This window comes from Vibrio profundi (genome assembly GCF_043642225.1).
Lineage (GTDB): Bacteria > Pseudomonadota > Gammaproteobacteria > Enterobacterales > Vibrionaceae > Vibrio > Vibrio profundi_A.
In genome coordinates this window covers 40,869-56,272 of record NZ_JBHZSF010000019.1, presented here as the reverse complement: position 1 = coordinate 56,272, position 15,404 = coordinate 40,869, and the positions used below count along the sequence as shown (strand labels likewise).

Annotated in this window: 12 protein-coding genes and 1 tRNA gene; 7 read left to right on the top strand and 6 right to left on the bottom strand. The window is 43.6% G+C overall.

The features are described from left to right. Positions 1 to 59: 59 nt before the first annotated feature. Complete coding sequence (ybaK, locus tag ACHUFI_RS20575) at positions 60 to 536, top strand: Cys-tRNA(Pro) deacylase (protein ID WP_394252583.1); 477 nt, start codon at positions 60 to 62, stop codon at positions 534 to 536. Positions 537 to 609: 73 nt separating this feature from the next. On the opposite strand, the gene rluF is transcribed toward ybaK, so the two are convergent. From rluF to ACHUFI_RS20560, 3 genes are all read right to left on the bottom strand, one after another. Further along, the gene (gene rluF / locus ACHUFI_RS20570; RefSeq protein WP_394252581.1) at positions 610 to 1,653 is read right to left on the bottom strand and encodes a 23S rRNA pseudouridine(2604) synthase RluF; all 1,044 of its coding nucleotides are present in this window, start codon (positions 1,651 to 1,653) and stop codon (positions 610 to 612) included. A 105-nt stretch (positions 1,654 to 1,758) separates the two neighbouring features. Beyond that, positions 1,759 to 2,340 (bottom strand): DNA endonuclease SmrA, encoded by a 582-nt coding sequence (gene smrA / locus ACHUFI_RS20565; protein ID WP_394252579.1) that lies wholly within the window; start codon positions 2,338 to 2,340, stop codon positions 1,759 to 1,761. A 174-nt stretch (positions 2,341 to 2,514) separates the two neighbouring features. After that, on the bottom strand, positions 2,515 to 2,655 hold the full coding sequence (locus ACHUFI_RS20560; RefSeq protein WP_394252577.1) for a DUF3149 domain-containing protein: 141 nt from the start codon (positions 2,653 to 2,655) through the stop codon (positions 2,515 to 2,517). Positions 2,656 to 2,912: 257 nt separating this feature from the next. On the opposite strand from ACHUFI_RS20560, the gene ACHUFI_RS20555 reads away from it, so the two are divergent. Next, positions 2,913 to 2,989, top strand: a tRNA-Pro gene (locus ACHUFI_RS20555). A 172-nt stretch (positions 2,990 to 3,161) separates the two neighbouring features. On the opposite strand, the gene ACHUFI_RS20550 is transcribed toward ACHUFI_RS20555, so the two are convergent. After that, entirely contained in the window at positions 3,162 to 4,037 is an 876-nt protein-coding gene (locus tag ACHUFI_RS20550) for a TraB/GumN family protein (protein ID WP_394252575.1), read from the bottom strand. 414 nt (positions 4,038 to 4,451) lie between these two features. Between ACHUFI_RS20550 and ACHUFI_RS20545 the strand changes: the two genes are divergently transcribed. Together ACHUFI_RS20545 and ACHUFI_RS20540 are read left to right on the top strand one after the other, a co-directional pair. After that, a complete protein-coding gene (locus ACHUFI_RS20545) occupies positions 4,452 to 7,100 on the top strand; it encodes a beta-N-acetylhexosaminidase (protein WP_394252573.1) in 2,649 nt (882 codons plus the stop codon). A 448-nt stretch (positions 7,101 to 7,548) separates the two neighbouring features. Beyond that, positions 7,549 to 8,244, top strand: coding sequence for an oligogalacturonate-specific porin KdgM family protein (locus ACHUFI_RS20540; RefSeq protein WP_394252571.1), 696 nt, complete (start codon positions 7,549 to 7,551; stop codon positions 8,242 to 8,244). An 80-nt stretch (positions 8,245 to 8,324) separates the two neighbouring features. Here ACHUFI_RS20540 and ACHUFI_RS20535 read toward each other — a convergent pair whose 3' ends face one another. After that, entirely contained in the window at positions 8,325 to 8,765 is a 441-nt protein-coding gene (locus tag ACHUFI_RS20535; RefSeq protein ID WP_394252569.1) for a DUF411 domain-containing protein, read from the bottom strand. Between the two features lie 8 nt (positions 8,766 to 8,773). Continuing rightward, positions 8,774 to 11,485: a heavy metal translocating P-type ATPase gene (locus tag ACHUFI_RS20530; RefSeq protein ID WP_394252568.1), complete on the bottom strand. Its 2,712-nt coding sequence runs from the start codon at positions 11,483 to 11,485 to the stop codon at positions 8,774 to 8,776. Between the two features lie 486 nt (positions 11,486 to 11,971). Here ACHUFI_RS20530 and chiP point away from each other — a divergent pair, with 486 nt between their 5' ends. From chiP to gltX, 3 genes are all read left to right on the top strand, one after another. After that, positions 11,972 to 13,105, top strand: a complete 1,134-nt coding sequence (chiP, locus tag ACHUFI_RS20525) for a chitoporin (RefSeq protein ID WP_394252566.1) — start codon at positions 11,972 to 11,974, stop codon at positions 13,103 to 13,105. Between the two features lie 102 nt (positions 13,106 to 13,207). Further along, entirely contained in the window at positions 13,208 to 13,822 is a 615-nt protein-coding gene (locus tag ACHUFI_RS20520; protein WP_394252564.1) for a YccT family protein, read from the top strand. A gap of 110 nt (positions 13,823 to 13,932) precedes the next feature. Next, positions 13,933 to 15,360: a glutamate--tRNA ligase gene (gltX, locus tag ACHUFI_RS20515; RefSeq protein ID WP_394252562.1), complete on the top strand. Its 1,428-nt coding sequence runs from the start codon at positions 13,933 to 13,935 to the stop codon at positions 15,358 to 15,360. The last annotated feature ends 44 nt before the right edge of the window (positions 15,361 to 15,404 follow it).

Below are 15,404 nucleotides of genomic sequence, written 5' to 3'. Positions count from 1 at the left end.
TTAACTAAAAGCGATGCTTCGGCATCGCTTTTTTGTTTATTTGGCTTCTGGAATTCATCATGACACCTGCAATTAATCTCGCGAAGAAAAAGAAGATCTCACACAAGCTTCATCAGTATCACCATGACTCAAACAATACGAACTATGGACTAGAGGCCGTTGAAGCGTTAGGCCAAGATCCTAAGACCGTTTTTAAAACTTTGTTGTTCAGTATTAATGGAGAAGCCAAGAACCTAGCGGTGGCAGTGATTCCGGTATCGAGTAAGTTGAATTTGAAATTAGCAGCTAAAGCTGCAGCCGGCAAAAAAGCAGAAATGGCGGATCCAGAAATTGCCCAGAAAACGACAGGCTATGTAGTCGGTGGCATTAGCCCTCTAGGTCAGAAAAAGGCGTTACCCACGTTTATCGATGCAAGTGCGAAAGCGTTAGGTGTAATGTGTGTGAGTGCTGGGAAACGCGGTTTGGAAATTGAGTTAGCGCCGAATGACCTTTCAAGCTTAACACGCGGTCAGTTTGTTGAACTCTGCCTTGATTAAGGCAAGTTGTGGAATGGAAGAATAAAAAAAGCGTTCCTCTAATTATTAGATCAACGCTTTTCTATTTCTAGGATTACTTCTTAAGCCCTAATGTGCCAGAGGTACGTTTCGCTGGCTTGCTTGGCGCTTTGTCTGTCGTTGGCTTTGAGTATGAGCGATTTGGGCGTTGAGATTTTGAGTCATCACTCGAGCGTCCACCGCTGTTTTTACCGCGCTTAGAGTTAGGCGCATGGCGAAACTCGTCCGCGTTATTACCTCGGAAGGTACGTGGTTTACGATCTTTTTGATTGCGGCGCGCAGTTGAGTCGCGATTTTCATCACGGCTATCAAACAGCTTAGCATCCGTCGCTTTACGGATACGCTTACCTTTTGCGTCTAGCTTAGACGCCTCTTCAGTGCTGCTTGAACCTTCACACATCGCTAGAATTTCAGACACTTCTTCATCACTGAGGTAGCGCCATTTTCCATTCGGGATGCCATCTAGCGAGATGTTCATGATGCGAACACGACGAAGCTTGAATACCTCGTAGCCTAATGCTTCACACATGCGACGAATCTGACGATTGAGCCCTTGAGTTAGCGTGATGCGAAAAGAAAACTTAGTTTCTTTCTCTACCTGACATGGCAAAGTCACTGTGTCTAAAATCGGTACACCTGCGGCCATTTTTTTGAGAAATTCACCTGTGATCGGTTTATCGACACGAACAACGTATTCTTTTTCGTGATTGTTACCCGCTCGTAGAATCTTATTTACGATGTCACCATCATTTGTCAGGAAAATTAGGCCGTCTGAAGGTTTATCTAAACGTCCAATCGGAAAGATACGTTTGTGATGGCCAATGAAGTCGACAATGTTCCCAGGAATATCTCGTTCAGTTGTACAAGTAATGCCGGTTGGTTTATTCAGAGCAATATAAACGGGTTTCTCTTTTGAACGGACAGGTTTGTCGTCGATGCACACATCGTCACCGGGTAGCACTTTCGTTCCCATTTCGGGAATTTTTCCGTTGATGGTTACACGGCCTGCATCGATCAGTTTATCGGCTTCTCGGCGTGAGCAGAAACCAGTTTCGCTGATGTATTTATTAAGGCGCTTTGCTTGGGAATCTTGTGACATGATCTTCTCTTAGCGTTTCACAACGTTTTTAGGTAAAAGAAAAGCAACTAATGAATAGTTGCTTATATATTGAGTTAATTTTACCACTAAGTGTGATGATGAGCACTAACTCATTCGTTTTTGGTGGCGCTCACGGTTTTCTAGTTTCTTGTCGTTGCTCTTTCGAAGCATGACATAGACTGCGCCGCTACCGCCGTGAAAAGGCTGAGCGGAGTGCACACACTGCACGTCATTGATTTGACTGAGCCAATTCGCAACATAGCTTTTCATTAAAGCGGGTGGGTTAGAGCGCTCACCTTTGCCGTGAACAATAATGACGGTTCGCACGTCCATTCTTAAACATTGACGTAAGAAGGACAGGATCTCATTGCGAGCGTCTTTCAACGTTTTGCGGTGTAAATCCAACTTCGCTTGGATTGGGTATTTACCTAAACGTAGCTTTTTGTAGACGCCATCCTGAACACCATCTTTTTTATACTCGATAATGTCATCGGGTTTGATCATCGGGCAATAATCCAAAGAAAGGTAATCTTCGTCGTTGTCTGATAACCACATAGCGGCTTCACGCTTGGCAAGGTGAGATTCAGTGACTCGATGCACTTTCTGATGTTCAGCAGTATCTTGATCAATGCGTTTTACATCGCCCATCATTTGTTGGAATAAATCTAGATCATCGTCATGAGACATAGCGTTCATCTCAAGTTTTATTGAATGTTTCGAGTATACCCAAGACCAAAATAGAAGTGTGTAATTTTAGGAAGGAATCAACGAAAAAACCGGAGTAGGCAAAGAGCCAACCCCGGTGCAAAGCGTATTCACTATTTGATTATTGCTCGATAACTAAATAGAGGCTTAGCGATTTTAGTGAGGAGATTTCGCATTCATAACTTTGTAGATGAAGAAGCCTCCGTAAAACATCATTAGACCGATAGCGCCAAATATCACTATCATTGATGAAAGACCTACTGCATTACCGAATAGAAGATCAAGCCAAAAGTCCATGTGTTTTTCCTTAAAGTTAGAATACGTACTTAACGTTAAGATTTCGCAAGCAATCACACACTGATCTGGATCAATCTTGTTGCATAGGTGAAATCTATGTTTCTGACTATGGGTTTTTGGTCACATTTTAGCAGTGCTTGCTGCTTAATTGAGCGAACGAATGGTTATTTGAAAAAACTTCAATAAAATCACTTGCGCCTACACTCAGAATCCGTATTATACGCTCCATCGACAGGCAATGAGCCAGTTAGATATCTCGGTGAATAGCGCAGCTTGGTAGCGCATCTGGTTTGGGACCAGAGGGTCGGGGGTTCGAATCCCTCTTCACCGACCACTTTTAGAAAAAGGCTTCTCAGAAATGAGAAGCCTTTTTCGCATTTATCGCTGAGAATATGAGGGTTCAAGGTTCACTTGATATTTGAAGTATTTTCCGGTGTAAAATAGAAGAAAGCCGTAGTAGAAATGTTACGGCTTTCTCGTATCTGTAACAGCTCACTTATGAGTAGTTAGAAAGCGCAATCGGCTTTACTGCTGCTTGAAAGTTGTGTCACTTTGAAGCCCTTACCTTTAAGTAAAGCCAGCAAGTTTTGCTCTCCGACTGTATGTAAAGAGCCAACCACTAGTAAGTGTTTACTCTTGTCTGCAATAAACTGGTCGCTATTTAATTGCTCTACCCAATTATGATTTCGAGAATAGACAAAGCGCTCACTTAATTCCGGAGAGATCTCACTGCTAACACCTAGCGAGGCTAGGTTGTGGCTGTCACCTTTTTTCCAGCTGGTCATCATACATTGGGTCGTCTCTACAGCCTTGTCCCATTCTTCTAATCCGCTAATGAGTAAATCTTCTCCGTCATTAGGCAGCTTGGTCAGCAAGTCTATTTGAAACTGAAGGCTTTCGAGCCCAAGAACCGGAATATCATGTTGTTCTGCTTGAGTAATCAAGAAGCTATCGATGCCATATTGTGTTTGATAGCCCATCGATTCAAATTGCTTCATCTGGAGTGTTAGAGCGCTTGCCCAAGGTGGAGACACCAATAAGCTGTGCGAATTTAATTTTAGTGTTCGGCTTGCTTCAATAAGCTTTTCTTTAAGGTGAGGAGAGAGTACTTGTGCACTCGTGTATTTCGTCTTTGGGTATTGCAGGTTCTCAGCTTGACGTATATCAGCCTCTACAATTAATCCGTCACTTTGTTTGAGATAGTCGATGATAGCCCTAGGAAGTGGGTACATGCTTTGGTCTCCAACATGTACCGAACCTAGTATGAGAAGCTCTTTTCCACCTTTTTGTGCTTTCCAGTAAAGCGGTTCCGCTGAACTAGCATGGCTAATAAAAAGAAAAAGGCTCAATAAGCCGATAAAGAATCGCGGGGACGGTTTCACTTTGTACTCCTGAGCGTATGGGTTTCTTAAGGTATCTCGTTAATATCGATTTTATCGAGAATATTTTGACGTTTTTTCTGGGATGCATTTCACAAAATTATCGGCAAATTTATAACAAGAATAATCAAGATAAAATCAGTTTGTATTTTAGAGAGTGATTACTAAACAAAATTCACTATTTGTTGTGATCTAAAGCGCATAAATTACGTCAATTCAAAAGTGACGTAATCAACATGGATTCTAAGTGATTAATTTAAATGTGATTTTTGAACGCTGATTTTTTTAGGTTTGAACAAGATCACTTTCTTGAATTGATTAAATTCACGCTAAAAAATAACTCAATATAGTTTCTCCATATTCCAAAGCGAGGGCTTCTCGTTTTGACTTTTAAATTTGTTTTATGGGTACGTTGAGATGTTAAAGAGAAACTTAATTGCGGTATCGGTATTAGCGGGCTTAGCTGGGTGTGCGGTGACACCTTCTTCTGAGCAGCAAGTGGTTAACTCGTTGGCTGAAAACCTTGATATTCAATACACAGTATTAACGAATCACGGTGCTAATGAAGGGCTAGCGTGTCAAGACCTAGGTGCAGAGTGGGCTTCTTGTAATCAAGTGAACATGACACTGGTGAATGATGGAGAAGCGATTACCTCCCAAGATTGGGCGATTTACTTCCACAGCATTCGCTTAATCCTAGATGTAGACAGTGATCAGTTCAAAATCACTCGTTTAACGGGTGACTTGCATAAACTTGAGCCAACCGAAAAGTTTGATGGTTTCGCTGCCGGTGAAGAGGTGGTATTGCCGCTTGTTGGTGAATACTGGCAGTTGTTTGAAACGGACTTCATGCCAGGTGCTTTTGTAGCTGCCCCCAATGCTGAGCCACAGCTGATTGCTTCTTTAAATACGGAAGATACTGCTTCTTTTGTGAATGGCTTAGAGGGGAATAACCTCAAACGTACTCCAGATGACAATAATGTTATGGCGAACGCGATCAGCCGTTTTGAAAAGAACGCTGATTTAATGACGCAAGATGTGTCTTCAACTTTACTTCCGACACCGACAAGTATTGAAAATGTGGGCGACGAGTTTTCCGTGGCAGCGGGCTTAAAGTTTGTTGGTTTCACTGAGTCACAGCAAAAAGTCATTAACGACCGAGCAGAGCTACTTGGTGTTGAGACTGATGGTGGCCTAGAAGTAAACGCCAAAATCAATCCGAAAGCTTTCTCTGGAGATCAAGCCGTGTCTGGTGCCTACCAGCTATCTATTGCTAAGGAAGGCATTGAGATTGTCGCGTTTGACGATGCCGGAGCGTTTTATGCGGTTCAATCTATTTTTGGCTTAGTCGATATCCAAAATGAACCGACTCTGCCATCAGTCACCATCGAAGATGCACCACGCTTTGAATATCGTGGAATCATGGTCGACGTTGCTCGTAATTTCCACTCCAAACAAGCGATTCTGGCGACATTAGATCAAATGGCGGCTTATAAGATGAATAAGTTGCACCTTCACTTAACAGACGATGAGGGCTGGCGTCTTGAAATTCCTGGATTACCAGAACTAACAGATATTGGTAGTAATCGTTGTTTTGATTTAGATGAGAAGAGTTGTTTATTGCCTCAACTTGGCTCAGGCCCGACAACCGATAATTTTGGTTCTGGTTATTTCAGCAAAGCTGATTATGTTGAAATCTTAAAGTACGCAACCGCTCGTAACATTGAGGTTATTCCGGAAATTGATATGCCTGCTCACGCGCGTGCGGCGGTTGTGTCGATGGAAGCTCGCTACGATCGCTTAATGGAAGCCGGTAAAGAAACCGAAGCGAATGAGTTCCGCTTGATGGACCCGCAAGATGCATCGAACGTGACCACGGTACAGTTCTACGATAAGCAAAGCTTCATCAACCCTTGTATGGAGTCTTCGACTCGCTTTGTGGATAAAGTCATTTCTGAAGTAGCAGCCATGCATAATGAAGCCGGTGCGCCGCTAACAACGTGGCACTTTGGTGGAGATGAAGCGAAAAATATCAAGTTGGGTGCGGGTTTCCAAGATACCAATGCTCAAGAAAAAGTGAGCTGGAAAGGGACTATTGATTTATCTGAACAAGACAAGCCTTTTGCTCAGTCTCCACAATGTCAGACTTTGATCGCAGACGGTACAGTAAGCGACTTTGGCCACCTACCTAGTTACTTCGCCGAAGAAGTCTCTAAGATTGTGGCAGAGAAGGGCATTCCGAGTTTCCAAGCGTGGCAAGATGGCTTGAAATACAGCGAAGGTTCCGATGCTTTTGCGACAGAAAACAAGCGCGTGAACTTCTGGGATGTGCTTTACTGGGGCGGTACTTCATCTGTGTATGAGTGGTCTAAGAAAGGTTACGACGTGATTGTGTCTAACCCAGATTATGTCTATATGGATATGCCATATGAAGTAGACCCGAAAGAGCGTGGCTACTACTGGGCGACTCGTGCGACAGATACTCGTAAGATGTTTGGTTTTGCGCCTGAAAATATGCCTCAAAACGCGGAAACATCACTAGACAGAGATGGCAATGGTTTTACTGGCAAAGGTGAAATTGAAGCTAAGCCGTTCCATGGGCTCTCAGCTCAGCTTTGGTCAGAAACCGTTCGCACTGACGAACAGTACGAATACATGGTATTCCCACGAGTATTGGCTGCTGCTGAGCGTGCATGGCACAATGCAAGCTGGGAAAATGAGTACAAAGTCGGTGTGGAATACTCTCAAGATACTGACTTAGTCGATCAGAAAGCGCTGAATGCTGATTACAATCGATTCGCGAATATTCTTGGTCAGCGCGAATTAGCGAAACTTGAAAGGTACGGCATCGATTACCGCCTTCCAGTTCCTGGAGCGAAGATAGAGCAAGGAAAATTGGCGATGAATAGTCAGTTCCCTGGTGTTGAGCTTCAATACTCTGCCGATGGTGGTAATACATGGAATACTTACTCTGATAGTGAGAAACCAGCCGTGTCAGGTGAAGTCAAAATCCGTTCGGTGTCTGCAACGGGTGAGCGAAGCAGCCGCGTGACCACTGTTCAATAAACCCGTACTGTTTATGGCTCCTCTTAATATAGAGGAGCCAATCATTATTCATCATTATTAATGAACCGGTCTAATCATTAAGTTAGTGATATAGATCTCATTATTCTCATCAGAAATTAAGCCCCTCATAAAAACCTCTAAAGCTGGCGTGATGCTGGCACTCAATTGTTTCACTAATCAGAACTTTAATGTGATCCATCTCTCTTTTTAGATTTGTGAAAAGCCTTTTAGATTTAGTTATATTTTTAAGTTGTTGTTTTTAAAGTTTAAAATATCTTGTCCTTTTTTGACGGTGAGGAAGATCACTGATAGCTGACTTTTATTTTTCAGGGCGAATTAAATGGGGCAATATAGATTTCATGCCAGGGAGGCAACCCCATTATTAGCGGTGTCGGTGAATGATATACCAGTGAAATACCGCAACGATTTAAAATAAAGGCAGTTTATTATGAAAAAAATTATCGCTTTAAGTGCACTTTCTCTTGCTTTCGCTTCTAGTGCTTTTGCTGGTTCTTCTTACGTAACAGGTAACCTTCAGCTACATTCTGATAGTGATAAAATGCATGGCTCAGATGTGACTTCTACTCTTGAAGCAGGCCATACGTTTGATAACTCTCTTGGTGGGTTTACGGTTTACACCGAGTTTGACGGCATTCAATTGGGTAATATTGCTGAAGTAGATGGTGTATCTAAGCAAGACTCTGTTTACACAACTGTAGGTGGTGAGCAGTCATTCAGCATTAACGATAACCTATGGGTTGCTGCGGGTTACCAACACGTTATTTACCAAGGTGACACGCTTCAATACCGCCCATTAGTTAAAATTGGCTACAACTTCGATAACGGTCTACAGCTAAGCAACCGTACTCGTGCTCACATGCATGAAGAGAGCGGTAACGATACCGATTTTCGTTTTGATACTCGCATTGCTTACGCACTAAATGATGATGTAGCACTAAGCTACAACAACGTATACGTAATGGCTGGCGACACTGATTCTTCAGGTGCGTCAAAAGACAGCTCAATGGATCACGAGTTACGTGCCACTTGGACTCGTCAAGGCGTTCAACCTTACTTTGAGTTCCGTAACCAAGGTGACAACACTAACAACGCATTCGTATTCGGTGCATCTTACGGATTCTAATCTGCACTCAATAGATTTTGTTCTACTGTCCTAAAGTAAAGAGCCTCGCAATCGCGAGGCTCTTTTTTTAGTTTAGAAGGTTAGTTTCCTTTGTAATGACGGTATTCAAATACTTGGCCTTTTTCGTTGAAGGCATAGACAGAGTACTCATCTTGTTTATCACCATACTCCATGCCAGGAGAGCCCATAGGCATACCCGGAACGGCTAATCCTTTCGCATTACGTGGTGGGTTTTCTAAAAATGCTTTGATGTCGCTTGCCGGAATGTGGCCTTCAAAGACATAGCCGTTAATTTCTGCGGTATGGCAAGAGGCAAGCTCAGAAGTTACGCCTAGCTTTCGCTTGATTGGATTCATGTCTTCGTGAAGCTTTTCTTCTACATTAAATCCAGCTTCTTTCATGTGTTCTGTCCACTCAGTGCAACAGCCACAGTAAGGAGACTTGTGATTTAAAACGTCAGTAGCCAAAGCTTGTCCAGATACAATAGTCAGTGCTGCAATCGTGATTGCTTTATTGAACATAATTAACCTCATTTGTGACTGTGTTGTTGATTAAATTTAGAATGTTGTGGCTTAAATAATCTAAGTCGATTCGCATTGCTTACGACGGTAATTGAAGAGAGTGCCATGGCCGCTCCCGCAAATACCGGGCTCAATAAGAATCCAAAGAATGGGTATAAAACACCTGCAGCAATCGGTATCCCTAGCGAGTTATACACGAAGGCTCCAAATAGATTTTGCTTCATATTTTTGACGGTAGCCTGAGACAGTTTGATAGCATTGCTCACTGCGACGGGCGAGGAGTTTAGCAGGGTCATTTGTGCGCTTTCAATAGCTACATCACTGCCACTTCCCATGGCTATTCCGATATCCGCTTTTGCTAGAGCTGGCGCATCATTAATGCCATCACCGACCATGGCAACAATTTTTTTCCCTTGTTGTAGAGCCTCTATATGTTGGGCTTTTTGATCCGGTAATACTTCTGCAATAACTTCATCGATTCCTAGGGATTGGCCGAGAATTGTCGCGACTTTTTTATTATCACCCGTGAGTAATACCGTGTGAATGCCAGCGGCTTTTAGCTCGGTAATCGCTTGCTGACTGTCTTCTTTCAATGTGTCAGCAATACGGATCGCGCCTTGGAGTTGCCCATCGACAGCAATAAGAATAGGTGTGCAGCCTGCATTAACACTTTCTTGGATAAACTCATCACCCACTTGAGTGTCGATGTTAAGGCTTCGTAGGTAATTTAAAGAGCCAACTTGCAACAGGTTTCCATTGACTGACGCTTCAATCCCTTTCCCTCTTTGATTTTGAAAACGGTCTACTTCATAGCTTTCAATCGCTTTTGATTTTGCATAATCACAGATAGCTTGAGCAAGCGGGTGTTCAGAAAGTTGTTCAGCAGAGAAGGCAAGCTTGATAAGTTCAGCTTCTTCGAGGTGGTGGCTAAAGACAGCTTGTACGCTAGGTTTTCCTTGGGTCAAGGTGCCGGTTTTATCGAAAACGACCGTTTGGACTTTACTTGCAGATTGTAGAACATCGGCATCTTTTATAAGCACTCCAAATTCGGCAGCTTTCCCTATTCCAACGGTTATAGAAAGTGGAGTGGCCAAGCCTAATGCGCAAGGGCACGCGATAATGAGAACGGTTGTTGACACAATAAGCATGTAGCTTGCACTTGGCTGCGGGCCAACGAAATACCAAATGAGTGCGGAAACAACCGCGATCGCTACAACCACGGGCACAAATACCGCTGATATAGAATCGGCGAGTTTCGCAATGGCGGGTTTACTACTTTGCGCTTGTCTAACCATATGAATAATTCGCGCAAGCATGGTATCCGCGCCGATTCCGGTCGCTTTGATTACAATGCTACCGTCACCATTAATCGTCCCTGCTGAAACTGAATCATCGATTCGTTTGACGACAGGAAGTGGCTCGCCGGTTAGCATGGACTCATCCAAGTAAGATTCCCCTTGAGTGACGACCCCATCAACAGGCACTTTTTCACCAGGCCGAATCTTTACCGACATCTCTAATTCTATCGCTTCCACTGGAATGTCGTGGTCTTCACCGTTTATGACAACCGTTGCTTGTTGTGGCTGAAGATCGATAAGGGCTTGTAGGGATTGAGTGGTTCTTGCTTTTGCTTTTGCTTCGATGAAGTGGCCTAAAGAGATTAAACCTATAATCATCGCACTGGCTTCAAAATAGACATGGCGGGACGCTTCTGGAAACCAAGTTGGCATCAGTACGACAAGCATCGAATAAAGCCACGCGGCACCAGTCCCGAGAGCAACGAGTGTGTCCATTGTGGCACGCTTATGAAGAACGGACTTCCAAGCGTTGATGAAAAAACTTTTGCCGGACGTTGAGAGCAGTAGCAGCGTCAGCAAGCCAACTACCCCCCAGCCAACTTGATCGGATACGGAGTGAATCATCATGGATCCGCCGAAAACTCCCCATGCCATAAGAGGTGCGCCGAGCGCTAAAGCGGTAAAAGCATCTCGTTTAAAAGCATTTTGAACTTTGAGTTGTTGGGCTTGCTGCTTGAGTTGTTGAGTTTTGGGATCGTCAATGAATTCCGCGCCGTATCCTGCATCAGTGATGGCAGCGATTAAGGGCGTTTCTAGCTTTATTCGTTCTGAAGAACTGAAAATAATCGCACTTTGTTCTGCCAAGTTTACTTGGACTTTATCAACGGATTCTAAGCTTAAAATTGCTTTCTCAACTGAAGATACGCAGCTGGCACAAGTCATCCCATGGATGAGAACATTATGTGTGAAAGGACTGGTCACAATAGAAGAGGTGGTTTTTCCCGATTCTTCCTTAGCCTCAGGTTTTGAGGTGATCGGTTCAAATTTATCTGCGCTAAACCCCAGCTCATCAATGATTTGGATGAGCTGTTTAGGTGTGAGAGATGTAAAAGCCGCGAGCTCACTTTTGGAGACCTCTAGAGAATCAACCGTTTCGAGGTCGATAAGTCGGTTTCTTACCTTTGAGACGCATTTACCACAATTTAGACCGGATAGAGAAAGGTGAACTTGCTGCCCCATTCGGTAGCCGGCTTCTTCAATGGCATTTTTTAGTAATAGATAAGACAGAGGCGTAGAAACATCTAAAGCATCCGGGGAAATATCGAGAACTTGGGTTCCTTCATACTGGAGCAGGGCCTGTTTAAGCTTATTAGCGCAACCCATGCAATTTAATCCTGATAAAGGGACTGAGTAATGATTCATTTTAACTCTCCAAAGCTAATCTACCGCTTAAGATAAACCTTACCTCAAGGGGAAGGTCAATAGTGCTTCTTTCAATTAAGACAAATAAACAAAACGTTAATTTCCTCGAATTCACATTGATTTTGACGTTTTATATTGCGATTCACTTCAAAGTTCCTTCTCAAGGAAAATAAAGTTCCCCTAAACAGAAAAAATTCTTAGTGATCTAGATCGCTAGATTCCAATCCAAAGTCTTTCAAATAAAGAGAGTGCTCACACGTCAAAATCAAATCGACAAAATTTTTCTTGATATTTCCAACTTAAGCTATTGGTTTTATTGGTTTTATTTGTTTTTATAAAAGTGAATTTTGATGGGTGTCTGATTTTATATCGTAATGTTTTTTAAAGAAAAAAAAGTTTGCCATATTTGCCTCGTCCATAAATAGAACGTTCGTTTAAAGCTTTGGCTGGTAACGGAAAAACAAAAAAATAACAGGGGTTAATCTTATGTCTACTTTTAAAAAGACATTGCTAGGTGCAGCAGTTTCAACGCTAATGTTAAGCGGTGGTGCTTACGCAGATGGCGCGAATAGCGACGCAGCAAAAAATTACTTAACTAAAGATTCTTTTGCATACGAAGTGTACGGCATCATCGCAATGCAAGCGGCGTATCGTGATTACGATTCAGGTAGCAGCGCGACAGATGACAACTTGGGTGGCACACAGCTAAACAATGAATCACGTATTGGTTTCCGTGGTAAGAAAGACTTCGCAAACTTTGGTCCAACCTTTATCTGGCAAATCGAAGGTGGTTATGTAGACCCAAGCTTCGGCGGTGAAGGCGCTGGTCTTGGAGAGCGTGATACATTCGTTGGTTTTGAGAGCGAGTCATTTGGTCAAGTTCGTTTAGGCCGTGTATTAACGCCTATGTACGAATTGGTCGACTGGCCAGCATCGAACCCAGGTATGGGTGATGTTTATGACTGGGGCGGCGCAATTGGTGGTGCTAAGTATCAAGACCGTCAATCTAACACTATTCGTTGGGACAGCCCAATGTACAACGACGCACTATCTTTCGATGTAGCGGTCGGTGCTGGCGATAAAGCTGGACTGGGTGAAGGCAATGACTACTGGAGTGGTTTAGCTGCGCACTACAAATTAGGTCCTATTCAATTAGACGCTGCGTATGAAGCGAACCGCAATATCGATTATGAAGACTCAATGTGGTCGAATGACACTTACTTAGTGGGTGTTCAAGGTTGGTTCGACAACGGTATCTCTTTCTTCGCACAATACAAAATGATGGAAGCATCGACATCTGGCACTGATGAGAAACAAAATGCGATGTCTTCGGCAATCATGTACACAACAGGCGATTGGCAATACAAGTTGGGTTACGCAGCGAACTTTGATTTAGAGCGCAATGGCCGCACTATCGATAACACAGCTGATGATGTGTTATCTGCACAAGTCATGTACTTCGTTGACCCTTCAGCAGTAATTTATGCGCGTGCTCGTACTCTCGATTTCGGAGATGGCGCAACATACTCTGATGGTTCGACAGATGCAAATGGTGGCACAACTCGTTGGAAGTCAGCTGATTACGACGAGTTCTCTGTTGGTGTTGAGTACTACTTCTAATCCAAACCTGACAAATGTTAGTGATGAACATTGTAGATTAATGTAATTAAAATCAAGGGTATGCATGTCATACCCTTTCCTCGTTCAATATTGGTAATCATTATGAAATTGAAAAACTCTTTAATGCTAGGTGCTATTCCACTGCTATTTTCTTCCCTTGCGTTGGCGAGTGGGACATTGACGCTTCAAAAAGAAATTGTTCCTCAAGTCTTAAATGGTGAGGCCATCACGTCCTCTCACTTTACAGCGCAAAACACGCTGTCGCTAAAAGAGGGAGAGAACCAACTCGCCCTGACTGTGGGACAAATTGTGTTTGAAGACGGTAAACGTAGGAAGTTCGATTCACAGCCTATTTTATTGAATTTTGAAGCCGAACAAGATCAATCTTTGTCGATTCACTATAAGACGTTCAGAACAATCGATGATGCTAAAAAGTTTGAACGTTCACCTGAACTAACATTTACGACAGAGAGCGGAGAAGCGGTTCAGTTTGAGTTAGTTCAGATGAGCAAAGGGGGCTTACAAGGCTTTCGTGATTTCGAACGTGAAGTCGCGGATTACAATGCTAAAGCGGGTAATGAAGTAACAGGGCAACTAAAAACGGTAGTACCTAAATCGTCAGTGAAAAGTGTCGCAGCATTACAAAGTGAGTTTGCTGATTTGAATGCGGAGCAGCAGCAAGAATTCATGCAATGGGCGATGCGAAATTTAAAGTAGCTTCTAGGATTGTAGATTTACCTTAGGGTGGTAAAATGTCGCCACTTTTATCCTTGTATCCGCAGACGGCGCCGTTAAAGCCGCTGCACATCCATCTCTAAGGTATTTAAATGACGGTTAAAACTCGTTTTGCTCCTAGCCCAACTGGCTATCTTCACGTTGGTGGTGCACGTACAGCACTATACTCTTGGCTTTTCGCTAAAAACCAAGGCGGTGAATTCGTTCTACGTATCGAAGACACTGACTTAGAGCGTAACTCTCAAGAAGCGGTAGATGCGATCCTAGAAGGAATGCAGTGGATGGGTATGGAATGGGACGAAGGTCCTTACTTCCAATCTAAGCGTTTTGACCGTTACAACGAAATGGTTGATAAGCTTCTGGCTGAAGACAAAGCGTACAAGTGTTACGCGTCTAAAGAACTGCTTGATGAAATTCGCGCAGAGCAAGAAGCAAACAAAGAAATGGCTCGTTACGATGCTAACCACCCGAAAATTGTTGCAGCGAACGAAGCGGCACAAGAGGGTGATGCATGCGTGATTCGCTTCCGCAACCCGAAAGAAGGTAGCGTAATTTTTGATGATCAAATCCGTGGCCGCATTGAAATTGCGAACAGCCAGCTTGATGATTTGATCATTCGTCGTACTGACGGTTCTCCAACATACAACTTCGTAGTGGTAGTGGATGACTGGGATATGGGCATTACACACGTTGTTCGTGGCGAAGACCACATCAACAACACACCTCGTCAAATCAACATCTACGAAGCACTAGGCGCACCAGTACCAACTTTCGCTCACTGTGCAATGATCCTTGGTGATGACGGCGCGAAACTGTCTAAGCGTCACGGCGCAGTATCGGTAATGCAATACCGCGACGAAGGTTACTTACCAAACGCACTAAACAACTACTTAGTACGTTTAGGTTGGTCTCACGGTGACCAAGAAATCTTCTCTCAAGAAGAGATGATCAACCTGTTCGCGCTAGACGCTATCAGCAAGTCTGCTTCTGCATTCAACACTGAAAAGCTACTTTGGTTGAACAACCACTACATTAAAACTTCAGAGCCTGAGTACGTAGCTGAATACCTACAATGGCACTTAGACGATCAGAAGATCGATATCTCGAACGGCCCTGCAATCACTGAAGTGATTAAGCTAGTGGGTGAGCGTTGTAACACGCTAATTGAACTTGCTGAGCAATCACGTTACTTCTACGAAGATTTCTCTGAGTTTGAAGCGGGCGCTGCGAAGAAACACCTACGTGGTGTGGCTAAAGGCCCACTAGAGCTTGCACTAGCTAAAGCGGAAGCTCTAGAAGACTTCACTACAGTGAACATCAAAGAAGGCATCATTGCGGCAGTATGTGAAGAGCTAGAAATCGGCATGGGTAAAATCGGTATGCCACTTCGCGTAGCGGTAACTGGCGGTGGTCAATCACCATCTGTTGATGCAGTGATGGAGCTTGTTGGTAAAGAGCGCGTAATCGCTCGCATCAAGATGGCTCTACAGTTCATTGCGGAGCGTGAAGCAAACGCATAATTTTTTATTGCGAAGAATTGGAAGGCCACACCTGTATAGGTGTG

Coding starts and splice junctions, on each gene's coding strand:
- ybaK (WP_394252583.1), top strand. CDS start 60: ATGACACCTGCAATTAATCTCGCGAAGAAAAAGAAGATCTCACACAAG.
- rluF (WP_394252581.1), bottom strand. CDS start 1,653: ATGTCACAAGATTCCCAAGCAAAGCGCCTTAATAAATACATCAGCGAA.
- smrA (WP_394252579.1), bottom strand. CDS start 2,340: ATGTCTCATGACGATGATCTAGATTTATTCCAACAAATGATGGGCGAT.
- ACHUFI_RS20560 (WP_394252577.1), bottom strand. CDS start 2,655: ATGGACTTTTGGCTTGATCTTCTATTCGGTAATGCAGTAGGTCTTTCA.
- ACHUFI_RS20545 (WP_394252573.1), top strand. CDS start 4,452: ATGTTAAAGAGAAACTTAATTGCGGTATCGGTATTAGCGGGCTTAGCT.
- ACHUFI_RS20540 (WP_394252571.1), top strand. CDS start 7,549: ATGAAAAAAATTATCGCTTTAAGTGCACTTTCTCTTGCTTTCGCTTCT.
- ACHUFI_RS20535 (WP_394252569.1), bottom strand. CDS start 8,765: ATGTTCAATAAAGCAATCACGATTGCAGCACTGACTATTGTATCTGGA.
- ACHUFI_RS20530 (WP_394252568.1), bottom strand. CDS start 11,485: ATGAATCATTACTCAGTCCCTTTATCAGGATTAAATTGCATGGGTTGC.
- chiP (WP_394252566.1), top strand. CDS start 11,972: ATGTCTACTTTTAAAAAGACATTGCTAGGTGCAGCAGTTTCAACGCTA.
- ACHUFI_RS20520 (WP_394252564.1), top strand. CDS start 13,208: ATGAAATTGAAAAACTCTTTAATGCTAGGTGCTATTCCACTGCTATTT.
- gltX (WP_394252562.1), top strand. CDS start 13,933: ATGACGGTTAAAACTCGTTTTGCTCCTAGCCCAACTGGCTATCTTCAC.